The 16,120-nt window shown below is 64.5% G+C and carries 14 protein-coding genes and 2 pseudogenes; 10 read left to right on the plus strand and 6 right to left on the minus strand.

Annotation, left to right across the window (positions count from 1 at the left end):
* Positions 1-79: 79 nt before the first annotated feature.
* The 4 genes from N7640_RS25070 to N7640_RS25085 form a co-directional block, all read right to left on the minus strand.
* Positions 80-2,122, minus strand: coding sequence for a ParB/RepB/Spo0J family partition protein (locus N7640_RS25070; protein WP_279906012.1), 2,043 nt, complete (start codon positions 2,120-2,122; stop codon positions 80-82).
* A gap of 558 nt (positions 2,123-2,680) precedes the next feature.
* Entirely contained in the window at positions 2,681-3,076 is a 396-nt protein-coding gene (locus tag N7640_RS25075; protein ID WP_220814348.1) for an ATPase, read from the minus strand.
* 370 nt (positions 3,077-3,446) lie between these two features.
* Entirely contained in the window at positions 3,447-4,823 is a 1,377-nt protein-coding gene (gene chrA, locus N7640_RS25080) for a chromate efflux transporter (protein WP_220814347.1), read from the minus strand.
* Entirely contained in the window at positions 4,820-5,770 is a 951-nt protein-coding gene (locus tag N7640_RS25085) for a chromate resistance protein ChrB domain-containing protein (RefSeq protein WP_279906010.1), read from the minus strand. The genes chrA and N7640_RS25085 overlap by 4 nt, the downstream gene beginning before the upstream one ends.
* 191 nt (positions 5,771-5,961) lie before the next feature.
* Between N7640_RS25085 and N7640_RS25090 the strand changes: the two genes are divergently transcribed.
* The 5 genes and pseudogenes from N7640_RS25090 to arsN2 all read left to right on the plus strand — a co-directional run.
* The gene (locus tag N7640_RS25090) at positions 5,962-6,285 is read left to right on the plus strand and encodes a helix-turn-helix domain-containing protein (protein ID WP_279906009.1); all 324 of its coding nucleotides are present in this window, start codon (positions 5,962-5,964) and stop codon (positions 6,283-6,285) included.
* 93 nt (positions 6,286-6,378) lie between these two features.
* The gene (gene arsB / locus N7640_RS25095; protein WP_220814344.1) at positions 6,379-7,443 is read left to right on the plus strand and encodes an ACR3 family arsenite efflux transporter; all 1,065 of its coding nucleotides are present in this window, start codon (positions 6,379-6,381) and stop codon (positions 7,441-7,443) included.
* 273 nt (positions 7,444-7,716) lie between these two features.
* Positions 7,717-8,766, plus strand: a complete 1,050-nt coding sequence (locus N7640_RS25100) for a hypothetical protein (RefSeq protein WP_279906008.1) — start codon at positions 7,717-7,719, stop codon at positions 8,764-8,766.
* A pseudogene (arsC, locus tag N7640_RS25105) lies at positions 8,763-9,116 on the plus strand (arsenate reductase (glutaredoxin)); the annotation flags it as partial. The gene N7640_RS25100 and the pseudogene arsC, both read left to right, overlap by 4 nt.
* A gap of 87 nt (positions 9,117-9,203) precedes the next feature.
* Positions 9,204-9,593: pseudogene (gene arsN2 / locus N7640_RS25110) on the plus strand (arsenic resistance N-acetyltransferase ArsN2); the annotation flags it as partial.
* Positions 9,594-9,679: 86 nt separating this feature from the next.
* Here arsN2 and radC read toward each other — a convergent pair.
* Positions 9,680-10,186: a DNA repair protein RadC gene (radC, locus tag N7640_RS25115; protein WP_220814341.1), complete on the minus strand. Its 507-nt coding sequence runs from the start codon at positions 10,184-10,186 to the stop codon at positions 9,680-9,682.
* A gap of 475 nt (positions 10,187-10,661) precedes the next feature.
* Between radC and N7640_RS25120 the strand changes: the two genes are divergently transcribed.
* Entirely contained in the window at positions 10,662-10,865 is a 204-nt protein-coding gene (locus tag N7640_RS25120; RefSeq protein ID WP_220814340.1) for an excisionase family protein, read from the plus strand.
* A 176-nt stretch (positions 10,866-11,041) separates the two neighbouring features.
* Positions 11,042-12,292, plus strand: coding sequence for a DUF3596 domain-containing protein (locus N7640_RS25125; RefSeq protein WP_279906007.1), 1,251 nt, complete (start codon positions 11,042-11,044; stop codon positions 12,290-12,292).
* 35 nt (positions 12,293-12,327) lie between these two features.
* On the opposite strand, the gene N7640_RS25130 is transcribed toward N7640_RS25125, so the two are convergent.
* Positions 12,328-13,236 (minus strand): LysR family transcriptional regulator, encoded by a 909-nt coding sequence (locus N7640_RS25130; RefSeq protein WP_279906264.1) that lies wholly within the window; start codon positions 13,234-13,236, stop codon positions 12,328-12,330.
* A gap of 137 nt (positions 13,237-13,373) precedes the next feature.
* Between N7640_RS25130 and N7640_RS25135 the strand changes: the two genes are divergently transcribed.
* From N7640_RS25135 to N7640_RS25145, 3 genes are all read left to right on the plus strand, one after another.
* A complete protein-coding gene (locus tag N7640_RS25135; protein WP_279906005.1) occupies positions 13,374-14,582 on the plus strand; it encodes an MFS transporter in 1,209 nt (402 codons plus the stop codon).
* A 24-nt stretch (positions 14,583-14,606) separates the two neighbouring features.
* Positions 14,607-15,695: an alpha/beta hydrolase gene (locus N7640_RS25140; RefSeq protein ID WP_279906004.1), complete on the plus strand. Its 1,089-nt coding sequence runs from the start codon at positions 14,607-14,609 to the stop codon at positions 15,693-15,695.
* On the plus strand, positions 15,695-16,120 hold a 426-nt coding region (locus tag N7640_RS25145), incomplete at its 3' end, for a cyclophilin-like fold protein (protein ID WP_279906003.1). The genes N7640_RS25140 and N7640_RS25145, both read left to right, overlap by 1 nt.

Here is a 16,120-nt window from a genome sequence, read left to right on the forward strand (position 1 = left end):
CGGGTGGTCTTGTTGCTTATTGGAGAAACTCCACCTGCGCAGCAGAGCCCCGGCTTCCTTGCCGGTGGCGCCGAGCACATCAGGCGGCCAACGTGTGACCGTGTGCCTCATCGTCAGCCTCTGTCGACTGCGATTCCTCTGCCACCTCCCGAACTTCCTCCGCCTCCGCCCCCTGCCCTGTCGTGAACACAGCCGGCATCCAACCAGTGCCTTCGACCAGCCGTTCGGCTTCGCTGGCAATGTCGGTTTTCTTGAGCTTGGCCAGTCGATTGACGTGCTTCGGCGCGAACTCACCCACCGCCTCCAGAATCACTGCCTTGGCGACGTGCTTGAAGTAGCCCTCGGCGGTCGGCTTCCACCATGCGGCCATGTCCAGTCCCACGGCCCGCGCCAGCTCGGCTCCGGGTTGATGCTGGGCAACGCGGGGAGTGACCACGTCGACGGTCACCGCCACGCATACCGCGAGCAGCCGCACCAGCTCGTCCTGGGGCATCGCCAGTAACACGGCGAACAGCTCGACGCCGTCCTGCGGCAGTTTCTCGCCCCAGGCCTGACGCAGCTCATGCAGCGCCACGGCAGCGGGCGACTCCGGCCAGTCCGGGGCCAAACTATCGAGTCGATCCCGTACGGTCAGGCGCACACCGAGCGGCATGCTGTCGCCATAGTGCTCGACCTGCAGGGCGGTGCGCACCATGCCATGCACCAGCGCCGCCAACGCGGCCTGCGGGTGCCGGGCCACTTCGATCTGCAGCGCCGCCGTGCGATGGGCGCTCAAGCGCTGGGCCAGCCGGTCGGACAGACTTGCTGCCCTGGGTTGCTCGGTGCCCTCGCCCACCTCGTCGCTCGAGCCTTCGCTGTCGCCGATGCCCTGGCGCAGCCGCTCCAAGGTACGCAGCGCGTTGGCCTCGGCCTCGCGCAACAGCCCGCGATGGATCACCGCTTCGCCGCTGCGGTCGATGGTGACCACAGCGCCGGCCACGCTGAGCACTTCCGGGGTATAGCCGTGCAAGGACTCAGCCACGGCGTGCAGCTCGGCGGTCACCTGTTCGCGCCGCTGCTCCAGCACCGGCACCTTGTCTTCGTCCTCGGTGTCGTAGGCGTCTTCCAGCTCGGTATCGACCTTTTCCAGCCGAGCTTGCAGCGAGGCGATACGCCGCGCCTCACGGGCGGTCGGTTCGCGGCGGATGCGCGACGCGCTCTGGAAGGCCTGCCGATCCGCGTAGCTGAACTGCGGTACGGCCTCCACCCAGGCCCAGCCCTCGGCGCGCACCTCCTCGGCCAGTACCTCCAGCTTGCCGCGCACCAGCGTCTCCAGCAGCGCGGCATCGGTGAGGTAGGTGCCGCTGTCGTCGTCGGCGAACAGGTCGCGGCGCATGCCGCCGCCCGCCTCCGTATAGGCCTCCAGCCCGACGAAGCCCACCAGCGGATGACGCACATCGATTTCGCGTTCCGTCAGGCGAGCACGGAGCGCCGCCGCGCCACGCTGCCACTCCGGCGCATCGTAGAACGCGGCCTCCTGGGCGGCGTAATCATCGGTGATGGTCAGGGCCATCAGTTGCTCCAGGGTGACGCTGCCGGCCCGGTAATCCGCCATCAGGCGCGGCGAGACGTTCGCCAGCCTCAAGCGGCGCTGCACCACCAACGGAGTCACGCCGAAGTCGGCGGCGATATCCTCGACAGGGCGGCCTTCCTTGACCAGCGCGGCAAAAGCCTCGAACTGGTCGGCCGGGTGCATCTGCTCACGCAGCAGGTTCTCCGCAAGGCTGACGGTGCGGGCCGAGGCGTCAGGCACCAGCAGGCACGGCACCTCGAAGTGGGCGGCGATGTGCTTCTTCTTCGCCAGCAGCTTCAAGGCGGTCAGGCGGCGGTCGCCGGCCACCACCTCGTAATGCTTGCCATCGGCGGCGAGGATGACGACCAGGTTTTGCAGCAGGCCGATGCGGGAAATGCTCGCGGCCAGCTCGTCGATGGACAGACGCGGCGTGGTGCGCGCGTTGCGCTTGGAACGACGCGGCAGCAGTTGTCCGAGCGACAGCAACAGCAGGTTCTTGGTTGGGTCGGCCGCTTCCAGCACGGCAGCGGTGTGGATGGCACGGGTTTCGGCTTGGGTAATCGCGTTCATGGTGTTACTCCTGACATAGGGATTTGCTGTTGAAACCGCACACCGGATTCCTAGATTCGGAGCCCGCCTTTCGGCTTTCCGGTGGGGTCGGCGCGGAGACCTGGGCCGGCCTCGTTGCCACCGTCTTTCCTGAGTTCATCGCCCGCGATGGAAGGGAGTCCGTGAACGGGGGCAGTCAAGGGAACAAGCGCCGGGGTGGTGCGGCCCGCAGCGCAGCGAGGACACGGCCCGGCGCGCCTTGACGGCACACGGGCGCGGGCTACAGTCGCGGATGAGGTGATGAGCGAGGGAAGACTGCGGTTGTGGCAACGGCCGCAGATGGCGCCGCCCCCACGCAAGCGAAGCGCGCAGCGCCGCAGGCGCGAAGGCCGATCAGGTGCAACCTGTTCGGCGGCTGTCAGGGGCGTCAAGCCGCGCGCGGCGGGGATCGGCTGCAAGCCGTTCCCCTGGAGTGCAAACGCAGCGCGCAGGCCCGCCGGGCCGAAGGACTCGACACCAGGCGCAGCAGAAAAAAGCGCGCCGCCCCGCAGGGCGACGCGCCTGTTGTTTGCCGTGCGCTCAGCTCGTCGCCGGCGCCACCATCTTCTGGATGCGCTCGATAATGCCGGGCTCGACGAAGACGCAAACCTGATCGGCCGCGATCTGGACGTTGAATATCTCGGTGAGCACATGGCGCTTCAGGTGGGCCAGATGCCCCGTGCGATACGCCTGTTCGGGCTTCAAGCGATCAGCGCCCGACGGCTTGCCGCTGCGCTCAGGGTCGCATTCGACCAGCGCGACGAAACCGTCGTCGAACAGCTTCTGGTGTTCGGCGCACAGGCCCCAGCCCGTCGTCGTGTAGCGCTCCAGACTCTGGCGCAGGCGCTTGTCGAGAAGGAGGCTGCCCGTATCGTAAGCCACGCCGCAAACCAGGCAGACACGGCGTTCCAGCGAAACATGCGATTTGTCGTTCATGATGACGATCTCCGGTTACTCGGGCGGAATTGCCCGGAACCGTCGCCAGCACGGCGCAGCGCAAGCAGTCAGGGGTCGCAGACGGCCGCCAGGACGCCCAGCGCGCAAGGCGCGCGCAGCCCTTGACGGCGAGAACGCCGTGATACGGTGAAGGGAACAGCAAGACCGCCCCACTCCACCCATGCCACGGATCGGCAAGCGGAGCGCGCAGGCCTCAAAGGCCGGAGGTATCAGGGATCAAAGCCGAAAGGCCGTGACTCGGCACGAGGCACGGGGCGCAGCCCACGAGCCCGACGGCAGAGCGCCATGGATTTCGTCTGCTGGCCATAGCACCTGCCTTCGCACGAATGTCAAAGGCGATGCTATTGCGTCATGGGATGAACATTTTCACGAGCAGCCCGGTGACAGCGCAGGCCGCGATGACGTGAATGACGTTGCGTTTGAAGCGAAACAGCGCGATAGCGGCACCGATGGCGATCAGGGCGGAGATCCAATCGAAGCCACTCTCAAAGCCTTCCGGCCAGAGAACGTGATAGCCGAAGAACAGCGCCAGTTTCAGGATGACGCCCACCACGGCGGCGGTGATGGCCGTCAGAGGCGCAGTGAACTTGAGATCGTCGTGGGTCGATTCCACCAAGGGACCGCCCGCCAGAATGAATAGGAACGATGGCAGGAAGGTGAACCAAGTCACCAGTATCGCAGCCACGGCTCCGGCCAGGAACAACGCATCGGGGCCGAATACGGTCTGGACATAGGCACCGACAAAGCCGACGAACGCCACGAGGATGATCAGCGGGCCGGGAGTGGTTTCACCCAGCGCCAGCGCGTCGATCATCTGTGTCGGGGTGAGCCAGCCGTAATAGCCGACAGCACTCTGGTGTACGTAGGGCAGTACCGCGTAGGCACCACCGAAGGTCAGCAGAGCTGCCTTGGTGAAGAACCAACTCATCTGCGTCAGCGTATGTTCCCACCCCAAGCTGGCGGTCAACAGGCCCATAGGAATGAGCCACAGTAAAGCACCGATCACCATCAGTCGTGCCAGACTGCTCCAGCGGAATTTGGTGTGCGGTGCCCTGGGCGTGTCGTCGTCGATCAGTGCGGGGCCGAAGGACTTTACGGCCTGACTGTGGCCGCCGCCCGCCTTGAATACTTCGGGAGCGATGCGGCCCCCCATGAAGCCGATCAATGCCGCGGCGGCAACAATGGCCGGGAACGGCACATTGAATGCGAAGATCGCCACGAAGGATGCCGCCGCAATGCCCCAAAGCCAGTTGTTCTTGAGTGCGCGCGAGCCGATTCGATGCGCAGCCTGGACGACGATGGCAGTCACTGCTGGCTTGATGCCGTAGAACAGTCCCTCCACCGCCGGCACATCACCGAAGGCAATGTAAACCCACGATAACCCGATCAGAATGAGGAGCGAAGGCAGCACGAACAGCACGCCGGCCACGATGCCTCCCCAGGTGCGGTGCATCAGCCAACCGATGTAGGTGGCAAGCTGCTGCGCCTCCGGGCCTGGCAGCAGCATGCAGTAGTTCAGCGCATGCAGAAAGCGCCTCTCGCTGATCCAGCGTCGTTGTTCCACCAGCTCCGTGTGCATGATGGCGATCTGTCCGGCCGGACCGCCGAAGCTGATGAATCCGAGTTTGAGCCAGAACAGGAAAGCCTCGCGGAACCTCACGGGTTGAGGTGGTGTATGGGTGCTTTCGCAGTCTTCGTCATTGGCAAGGGAGGATGTCTGATTCATTTTTCATTTCTCTGTTCCTCTTGTTTCTCAAAAGCCGCGAGCAGGCCGTCGAATACGCCACAGGCGCTAGCCAAGAGTTGGTCATCGTCAGTGATGGCGTCGCGCAGGCCCACCAGCACGCTTTCCACGCCCACCGCCTCGGCAGGTTGAACCCCACCGGCATCGAGGTAATGCACGAGTTGTCCGAGGCGTATCAGGGCCGGATGATTTAGGTTGAAACTGGTGGCGAGTATCTCGAAAGTGACGCGGCCTCCAACATGACTGAAGGCCGCACCGTCGAAGTCGAAACCCAAGGCGTCTGGCGGACAGTCGCCTGGACTGGCCAGCCACAGGATGTGCGCTTGGTGGTCAATAAAACGGCGAATCAGCCAGGCGCTAGCGAGGCGATCCACCCAGGGACGTTGCCGGGTTGCCCATACGCGCTGCTGGTAATCGGCGATCAGGCGGGAGGGAATCTCTCCTGCCACTTCCTGCGGCTCGTCGGGCGAGAGCACGCGCGTCGTCGCCAGTTCGAGATCCCGCAATGCCGTGTCGGCCTGCCGCTGCGCTTCGCCAGGGAAAAAGTCGATCTCTCTGATCGCAGAGAAGCTCTTACGCAGCTTGCGAGCGACTTTGATCGTGTCTTGAACCGTGTCCGGGGTCAGTGCCATCCGGGCGACTGACACATCCTTCAACAGCGCTGCATAGTCGTCGCCTCGATCGAACAGGCCAGTGAAGTCAGCCCCTTCGGGCTCCTCGCTTCTCAGTACCAGTGCGGTTCCGTCGCCACTTTGAACATCGGCCGCCAGTTCTTCCAGCAGGGCACGGCAGGAGGCGCGGTCTGGCATCAGATAAACGCCATCGCGCAGCACCGCCGCGCCGGATGCCTTGAGTGCCCGCCAGGCCCGTTGTCTGACGGTCGCGTTCCCCGTAGGAAGGCTGAGGATGAGAGCAAGCCAAGTATTCATGACGCCAACTCTACAAATTTGTAGAGTTAGCATCAAAAAAATACTAGTACAGATGCTCAAAGCCGAAGGCGTCAGGGGTAGCCGGATAGCCGCGACTCGACAAGACGTCCGCGAACCCGACGGCGGGATGCCATGAAACAAGGTCGCCCATTCTTTCCTCATTAATTCAATAATTGTTGTATTATCGAAAGATGAACGAAGATCAAGTCATTTCCGCCCTAGGCGCCCTGGCCCACACCCAGCGGCTGCGTGTGTTCCGCGCTCTGATCATCGCCGGCCCAGAAGGACTGACACCGAGCGTCCTAGCCGACCAGCTCGACGTGGCACGCAATACCTTGTCCTTCCATCTGAAGGAACTGGCCCATGCTGGCCTCGTCACGGTCGAACAGCAGGGCCGCAACCTGATCTACCGCGCCGAATACACCCACATGAACGGCCTGATCGGCTACCTGACCGAACACTGTTGCCAAGGCGGCACGTGCGAAGTCACCGAATCCACCCGCTGCGACTGCTGACGCCATGACCACAGACACCACCTATCCAGCGCCTCGATGCCATGTCCTTGCAGCGCGAGCTGCGCAACATTGGTCGCCAGTGAGGGCTGCCCGATGACCGCCACCGATACCGCAGGCCGCGTGCCGGTCGCTTCCGCCATGAGCGGCTTCGAGCGTTACCTGACCGTGTGGGTGCTGCTGTGCATCATCGCCGGCATCGCCCTGGGCCAGTTCGCGCCCGGTGTGTTCCAGGCCATCGGGCGTATGGAGGTGGCGCAGGTCAACCTGCCGGTGGGCCTGCTGATCTGGGTCATGGTGATTCCGATGCTGCTCAAGGTGGACTTCGGCGCACTGTGCCAGGTCAAGCAGCATTGGCGCGGCATCGGCGTCACGCTGTTCATCAACTGGGCGGTCAAGCCATTCTCGATGGCGCTGCTGGCCTGGCTGTTCATCCGTCACGTCTTCGCCGACTGGCTGCCGGCCGACCAGCTCGACAGCTACGTCGCCGGCCTGATCCTGCTGGCCGCCGCGCCCTGCACGGCGATGGTGTTCGTGTGGAGCCGGATGACCGGCGGCGATCCAGTATTCACGCTTTCACAGGTGGCGCTGAACGACACCATCATGGTGTTCGCCTTCGCGCCGATTGTCGGCCTGCTGTTGGGCCTGTCGGCGATCACCGTGCCGTGGGACACGCTGCTGGTGTCGGTGGTGCTCTACATCGTCATCCCGGTCATCCTCGCGCAGCTCTGGCGCCGCGCGCTCTTGCGTCGGGGCCAGGCCGCGTTCGATCGGGCCTTGGAGCGCATCGGCCCGCTGTCGATCGCAGCCTTGCTGCTGACGCTGGTGCTGCTGTTCGCCTTCCAGGGCCAAGCCATCCTGCAACAGCCGCTGGTCATCGCCATGCTGGCGGTGCCCATTCTGATCCAAGTGTTCTTCAATTCCGGGCTGGCCTACTGGCTCAACCGCAAGGTGGGCGAGAAGCACAACATCGCCTGTCCGTCGGCGCTGATCGGGGCGAGCAACTTCTTCGAGCTGGCCGTGGCGGCCGCCATCAGCCTATTCGGTTTCCATTCCGGCGCCGCGCTGGCCACCGTGGTCGGCGTGCTGATCGAGGTGCCGGTGATGCTGTTGGTGGTGCGCGTGGTCAACCGCTCGCGCGGCTGGTACGAGCGCGCGTAGCCCGCGACGAGATGAAAGCAACCATGAACCTCGCCGAACAGATCAACCTCTCTTGTGCATGCCGCACGCTCGACGTAGCACGGCTGCATCAAAGCCTGCCCACGTCGCTGGCCGATAGCCATCCCCACTTGTTCTCGGAAACGGCGGTGTTCATCAGCACGTCCACACGGGATGCCATCGCCCAGGCCGTGACGACACTGGAGCGCGTCACCCACCTGCCGGGCTACCAGCCACAAGGCGGTGGTAGACCGCGCGCAGGGCACGGACGCGCTGGTGCCGAACTTCGGCCCCTCCGGCGTGTTCATGGGGTACGACTTTCACCTGAGAGCGGACGGCCCGCGCCTGATCGAAATCAACACCAACGCGGGTGGCGCTCTGCTCAATGCCGCGCTCGCCGGGGCGCAAAGCACCTGCTGCTCCGCGATGGACGAGTGGGTGGGTCACGCCGACCTGGCGCAAACCTTCATCGAGATGTTCCGCGCCGAATGGCAGGCGCAGCGAGGTACGCAGCCTTGGCGCACGGCGGTGGTGGTCGATGACGATCTGCAGCAGCAGTACCTGGCCCCCGAATTTGAGCTTGTCCGACGTTTGTTCGAGCGTCATGGCATCCGGGCTGCCGTGGCCGACCCGCGCGAGCTCGAATGGCGCGATGGTGCCTTGTGGCACTCGGCGTTTCCCGCCGATCTGCCGATCGACATGATTTACAACCGGCTCACCGATTTCGACTTGTCGGAGTCCTCGCACGCGGCGCTGCACAGCGCGTACCAGGCAGGCGCGGTAGTGCTGACGCCGCATCCTCGCGCGCACGCCATGCAGGCAGACAAGCGCAACCTGATCTGGCTGGGCGATGACGCGCAGATGGCCCGCTGGGGCGGCAGCGAGGCCGACCGCGCCGTGCTGCGTGCCGTCGTTCCCGCCGCCCAGGCCGTCTTGCCCGCCAATGCGGAGGCTCTTTGGCGCGAACGGCGCCAATGGTTCTTCAAGCCGATGGCGGGCTATGGCGGCAAGGCCGCCTACCGGGGCGACAAGCTGACGCGCAAGACGTGGGATCACATTGCCGCCGGCGGCTTCGTGGCCCAGGCGCTGGTGCCGCCCAGCGAACGCATGGTCGCGGTCGATGGCGTACCGACCCGGCTCAAGGTGGACGTGCGCGCTTACGCCTATCGCGGGCGTGTCCTGCTGCTGGCGGCGCGCACCTATACCGGCCAGACCACCAACCTGCGCACGCCCGGCGGGGGATTCGCGCCCGTGCTGGTTCTGCCGTTCGGCGACATGGCGGGTACGAACGATTCGTCCATCACCACACAGAGCACGCTTGCATGAGTCCCATCACGATCTATCACAACCCCGACTGCGGCACGTCGCGCAACACCTTGGCGTTGGTACGTGCCAGCGGCATCGAACCCACGGTCATCGAGTACCTGAAGACGCCGCCCGACCGCGAGACGCTGAAGGCGTTGATCGCGCGCATGGGTATGGGCGTGCGGGACGTGTTGCGCGTCAAGGGCACGCCCTACAAGGAACTCGGGCTGGATGCCGCGCATTGGAGCGACGACGAACTGATCGACCAGATGCTGGCTCACCCGATCCTCATCAATCGGCCCATCGTGGCAACGCCCTTGGGCGTGCGCCTGTGCCGCCCCTCAGACGTGGTGATCGAACTACTGCCGCAGCGGCCGGCAGTCGAGTTGCGCAAGGAAGACGGTACGCCGCTGCTGGTGGAGGCACCAATCGAAGGCAGCGACACGGGCCTCGCGGTGGCTTTGCAGGAGGCCGGGCTTCCGACGGACGACCTGACCGAACCGGGGCGCAGCTTCTTCGCGTATGCCACGGTATCGGGCGAGCGCGTGGGCTACGGCGGTTTCGAGTGCATGGGCCGGGATGTGCTGGTGCGTTCCCTGGTGGTGCTGCCGCACGCGCGCCAGCGCGGCATCGGCGGCGGCGTCCTGGCACTGCTGCTGCGGCGCGCTTTCGACGAAGGCGGGCGTGACGCCTGGTTGCTGACCACGACAGCCGCGCTGTTCTTCGAGCGTGCGGGCTTCAAGCCGATTGAGCTCAACGTCGCACCGGCAGCGATCCTTGCCACACGGCAGGCCGCAAGCCTGTGTCCTTCTACCGCCGTGCTGCTGAGGCGAAGCATCGTGCTGTGATGGACAGGCAAGCGTAGCGCTCAGGCCCGCAGAGGGCCGGAGGGCTCGTCACAGGGCGCAGCAAAAAAGGGCCGAAGCCCCCGTGATCACAGCAAGCCGCGCTCGGCAAAGGACACTGTGCCCTCGCCGCCGACGATGATGTGATCCAGCGTACGCACCTCCACCAGCGCCAGGGCCTCCTCGAGCCGCAGGGTCAGCACCTTGTCAGCCTGGCTTGGCTCTGGATTTCCGCTCGGATGGTTGTGCGAGAAGATCACCGCCGCCGCATTGACCCGCAGCGCCTCCTTCACCACCTCACGCGGATACACCGAAGCACCGTCGATGGTGCCGCGGAACAGTTCTACGTATTCGATCAGCCGATGCTGTGTGTCGAGGAACAGCGCCGCGAAGACTTCGTGCTCGAAGCCGGCCAGCTTAGTGCACAGGTAGTCCCTGACCAGCGCCGGCGAGGTGAACAGCGCTCCTCGCGGGTTCTTCTGGTCGATGACCAGGCGTGCGGCTTCAAGAATCTGGTCGGCAGTCGCCGGCAGGTAGCGCCCCTGGTCGTCACGCACCAGCAGCGAGGCATCGGAGGTGAGAGAAAGTTGCGACATGATCGTGCTCCGGTTGCTCGGGCGGAATTGCCCGGAACCGGCACCAGCACGGCGCAGCGCAGCTGTCAGGGGTCAACGACGGCCGCTAGGACGCCAGCGTGCAAGGCACGCGCAGCCCTTGACGGCGAGAACGCCGTGATACGGTAAAGGGAACAGCAAGACCGCCCCACTCCACCCATGCCACGGATCAGGGCAAGCGGAGCGCGCAGGCCCTCAAGGACCGGAGACGTCAGGGATCAAAGCCGGATGGCCGTGACTCGGCACGAGGCGCGGGGCGCAGCCCGCGAGCCCGACGGTGGAACACCGGGACGCTCGCCCTTGTGATACTGGCGATACGGCCACTTCCCATTCCCGCATCACGCCCACCTACGCCCATCTACGCTCATGCAGGTTTTGCAGTCGCGAAACCTCCTAGACACTTTCTCCCTGTCGGTCGGCCCTCCACCCCGTGTGCTGGCCGAACCTGGAGGACACCATGAGCGCCCCTTGCCAATGGGTACTGATCAAGCGATTCGCCGAGGTCACCGGCTACACCGAGAATGCCGTTCGCCACAAGGTCAAGGGCGGCGTATGGGTACAGGGTCGCCTCTGGCGCAAGGCCCCGGACGGCCGCATTTTCTTGAATCTTCTCGAGTTCGAGCGGTGGGTGGAAAGCGAGCGTCAGCCGACTTCACATTGATGCCCCACAGCCACGATCTCGCTCTTTGGCAGGCACAATGCCGGCATTGATTTACGCTCATTGAGCGCATAGCATTTCAACGATCCCGGCACACGCAGACACCCCTCTCCCCGCCCCTCGATGGGGTCGTAACAGGCAGTGCCGGCATCTGTGAGGGAACTACCGAGGGCTGACTCATGGTGGGCAGAGAAAGCAGGAAGACAGGCTACACAGGCGTGGAAATCCATGGGCACTCGATTCGTGTGTACTTCATGTACAAGGGTGTTCGCCATCGGCATACCCTGGGCATCGAGCCCACCAAGGCCAACATCAAGCACGCGGCCGGCCTACGCAGCGCCGCCCTGTTCGCCCTGAAATCCGGCACCTACAACGAAGCCGACTACTTCCCTCACTCCCGTCCGGCGGAAACCCTGGCCGTTACCGGCAAACGCCTGGACGAGCTGTGTGATCGCTACAAGCCGCTGAAGGCAGTGGATATCACTCCGGAGACGGAGTCTCGCTACGAAATTGCGTTGAACGCCTGCCTGGAACTCATCGGCCGTAACCGCCTGATCAATACCTTGCTACCCGAGGATATCCAGCAGCTACGGGTGGATCTGATTGCCACGCGTGCGGTTTCGACGGTCAACCACTACCTCGCTACATTCGCGGGCTTCCTCTACTGGTGCGAGAACAACGGCTATTGCGGGCAGATCGGCAAACACTGCATCCGCTTCACCAAGAGCAGCAAGGAACCCGATCCGCTCACTTTCGAAGAGTACGAGGCACTCATCGGGAAAGGGTGCCTGCATCCCATCGACAAGGCGGCCGTCACCTTGGCGGTCTACGCCGGCCTGCGCCCTGGCGAACTACTGGCCTTGGCTGTTGAAGACGTGGCACCGGACTTCAGCAAAGTCCAAGTCCGGCGCTCGATCACGCAATCGGCCACCTTCAAGGTGCCCAAGACCAAGAAGGAGCGCACTGTGCTGCTGTACCCGCCGGCACGCGAGGCCCTGCAGGTGCTGGTCGCCGATGCCGAACAGCGCAAGGCGGCGGACCTGCAGGTCTGGCTCAACCGTCATGAGTCCCGCACCGACCGGGTACGGGTGCTGCTGTCGCCGAAGACCCAGGCGCGCAAGCAAGTCGTCAACGACTACTTCGTGCCAAGCGCCTGGAACAGCAAATGGGCCAACCTGATCCGCCGCTCGGGTATCCGGCCGCGCCCGCCCTACCAGACCCGACATACCTACGCCTGCTGGAACCTGACGGCACGTGGCAACCTGGCGTTCATCGCCAACCAAATGGGCCACAGCGACTATTCCATGCTGGTGAAGGTGTACGCCCGATGGATAGATTCGGAATCGCCCAGAGAGCTGGAGCGAATCTGGGAAGGCATGCAGAACATGGCCAAGCATGTTCAGCACACACCCGAGATGTTGGCAGCCTGACCTCTCTGCTCGCTGCCAGGCAAAACAGGCGACCTCTATTTTGCTCCGCCTGACCTGGTATAGCGCAGGGCATCCACGACCAGCGAGAAAGCCGGTGATGGTTGCCTACGACTCGGGTAGTACAGGTAGTAACCCGGGAACGGAGGACACCAGTCTTCGAGCACGCGCACCAGCCGGCCCTCCGCGAGGTGGTGTGAGAACTCTTCTTCGGGGAGCCAGGCAATGCCCAGCCCTGCCAGAGCAGCATCCACGATGTTGGGCGATGTGTTGAAAATGAGCTGGCCATCCACTCGCACATTCAGCTGCCGGCCTCTGCGCTGGAAGTCCCAGACATAGAGCCCTCCGCCGGACTGCATGCGCATGTTGATGCAGTTATGGTCGATCAGGTCGCGAGGATTCCTGGGCTTCGGATGCGTGGCGAAGTACGCGGGTGCGGCCGCCACCGCCATGCGCAGTGGTGGCCCGATCGGCACCGCGATCATGTCCTTGTCGATGGTATCCCCCAGGCGAACCCCCGCGTCGAAGCGGTCGGCCACGATATCCCTGAAACCGTAGTTGATGTCGAACTCCACCTTGATGTCGGGGTATTCGCGCAGCAGGGGCGCGAGCCTGGGCAATAACGTAGCCCGCTGGATGTGATCGCCACAGGTGATGCGCACGGTGCCGGCAGGCTTGTCGCGCAGCTCGGTCAGCTCGTCCAGCTCCGCCTCGATCTCGTCGAAGCGATGGCCAATGGCATTGAGTAGCCGCTCCCCCGCCGCCGTCGGTGCGACGCTGCGAGTGGTACGGGTCAGCAGGCGGATTCCCAGGCGCGTCTCCAGGCCGTTGAGCGCTTGGCTCAGCGCCGACTGTGTCACTCCAAGCAACGCCGCCGCACGGGTGAAGCTGCCTTCACGGGCGATAGTGACGAAGTACAGGAGTTCGTTGAGGTTGCGCCTGGCCATGGCCCAAGTTTCTCATGAGGAATTGATTAGTTGCTCTTATAGCCTTTTTAAGGATTGATTAGCTAATCAAGAGTCACGGCAACGGCGATGATGGCCATCGCACACGCGCGGCCTTTCCTCAGTCAGCCGGACACGCCATGACCACCCGCACTACCCTCGACATTCCCACCCCACCCCAGGGCCAAGCCGCCTCCTGGAGCGGCGTCTTCGCCATGGCGGTCTGTGCCTTCGCCCTGATCGCCTCGGAGTTCCTGCCGGTCAGCCTGCTGACGCCCATCGCCGGTGACCTGCACATCAGCGAAGGCATGGCAGGCCAGGGCATCGCCATCTCCGGCGCCTTCGCGGTATTCACCAGTCTGTTCATCGCCGCGCTGGCCGGCAGCCTGGATCGCAAGACCCTGCTGCTGGGGCTGACGGCGGCAATGGGCGTGTCCGGCGCCATCGTCGCGCTGGCGCCGAACTACTTCACCTACATGCTGGGCCGGGCCTTGATCGGCGTGGTGGTTGGCGGCTTCTGGTCGATGTCGGCGGCCACCGCCATGCGCCTGGTGCCGAGCCGCGACGTGCCGCGCGCGCTGGCCATCGTCAATGGCGGCAACGCCCTGGCCACCGTGCTGGCCGCGCCGCTGGGCGCCTGGCTCGGCAGCGTCATCGGCTGGCGTGGCGCCTTCTTCTGCCTGGTGCCTGCGGCTCTGCTGACGCTGGCCTGGCAATGGCGCACCCTTCCCTCCATGCCAGCCACCACCACCCGTACGTCGGGCCTGGGTAGTTCGCTCAAGGTATTTGCGCTGCTCGGTCGCCCCGGCGTCCTGCTCGGCCTGCTGGCCAGCAGCCTGCTGTTCATGGGCCAGTTCTCGCTGTTCACCTATATCCGCCCCTTCCTGGAAAGCGTCACCGGCGTGCACGGCGCCGGCATCTCGCTGGTGCTGCTGGTAATCGGCGCGGCGGGCTTCGTCGGAACCTTGCTGATCGGCCGACTGCTGCAGCGGCGCTTCTACCTGACGTTGGTGGTCATCCCCCTGCTGATGGCGCTGATCGCCCTGACCCTGGTGGCCTTCGGTGGCTGGACGGCCATGGTCGTCTCCCTGCTCGGTGTGTGGGGGCTGACTGGCACCTCGGCGCCGGTGGGCTGGTGGGCGTGGATCGCCATGACCTTTCCCAAGGACGCCGAAGCGGGCGGCGGCCTGTTCGTCGCTGTGGTGCAACTGTCCATCGCCGTCGGCTCCACCCTCGGCGGGCTGTTGTTCGACCACGGCGGCTACCGCAGCACCTTTTTCGTCAGCGCCGCGCTGCTGGCGACCTGCGCCGTGCTGACGGCGCTGACCGCACGCGAAACCTCGCGCTGATCATCCATGACAACGGAGACCACCATGAACGAATCCAGCAAGCCATCCAGTTCCCGCCGGGAGTTCATCCAGGGCGCGGCCATCGCCGGCTCGGCGGCGCTGCTCGCCGGGCATTCGGGCCTGGCGCTGGCCACTGCAGGTAACGAGGCAACCACCATGCAACTGACACAGGAATGGGACAAGACCTTCCCTCGCAGCGACAAGGTCGAGCACAGGAAGGTCACCTTCAGGAATCGCTACGGCATCACGCTGGCCGCCGACCTGTACCAGCCCAGGAACACCAGCGGCAGGCTGCCAGCCATCGCCATCAGCGGCCCCTTTGGCGCGGTCAAGGAGCAGTCCTCGGGGCTGTATGCGCAGACCCTGGCCGAGCGCGGCTTCGTTACCTTGGCATTCGATCCGTCTTACACCGGCGAGAGCAGCGGCCAGCCGCGCAACGTCGCCTCGCCAGACATCAATACCGAAGACTTCAGCGCGGCCGTGGACTTCCTCGGCCTGCTGCCGGACGTGGATCGCCGACGCATCGGCATCGTCGGCATCTGCGGCTGGGGCGGCATGGCCCTGAATGCCGCGGCCGTGGACAAACGCGTCAAAGCAGTCGCGGCCAGCACCATGTACGACATGGCGCGGGTCATGTCCAAGGGCTACAACGACAGTGTGACCAATGAACAACGTACACAGACGCTGGAGCAACTGAGCCAACAGCGCTGGAAGGATGCCGAGAGTGGTGCCCCCGCCTACCAGCCGGCCTACAACGTGCTCAAGGGTGGTGAGGCGCAGTTCCTGGTCGACTATGCCGACTACTACATGAAGCCGCGCGGGTACCATCCGCGCGCGGTCAACTCCGGCAACGCCTGGACGATGACCACGCCGCTGGCGTTCATGAACATGCCGCTCCTCACCTACATCAAGGAGATCTCGCCGCGCCCGACCCTGTTGATCCACGGCGAGAAGGCCCATTCGCGCTACTTCAGCGAGACCGCCTACGCGGAGGCGGCCGAACCGAAGGAGCTGCTGATCGTGCCGGGTGCAAATCATGTCGACCTGTACGACCAGATGGACAAGATTCCCTTCGAGCGCATCGCCGGCTTCTTCGGTGAGCATCTGAAGTGATGACGATATCTCGCATCAAGGCAGGCCTGGCCAGGGCCTGCCTGCTGGCCAGTCTAGGACTCGCCGCAAGCTCCAGCGCCACGGCCCAGACCGATGAGGACGCACCACCCATGCACGCCATCCGCATCATCCTCGGCGACGAAGTGATCACCGCCACCCTCGACGACAGCCCGGCCAGCCGCGACCTGCTTGCCCAACTGCCGCTCAGCCTCAACCTCGACGACTACTCGGCAACGGAGAAGATCGCCTACTTGCCACGCAAGCTCTCCACCAGCGGCGCTCCCGATGGGACCGACCCGGAGGTCGGCGACATCGCCTACTACGCACCGTGGGGTAACCTCGCCATCTTCTACAGGGACTTCGGCTATTCCCGCGGACTGGTCAGGCTCGGAAGCGTTACCTCCGGGCTCGAGCATCTTGGCTAC

This window comes from Pseudomonas sp. GD04015 (genome assembly GCF_029837675.1).
Taxonomy (GTDB): Bacteria; Pseudomonadota; Gammaproteobacteria; order Pseudomonadales; family Pseudomonadaceae; genus Aquipseudomonas; species Aquipseudomonas paralcaligenes.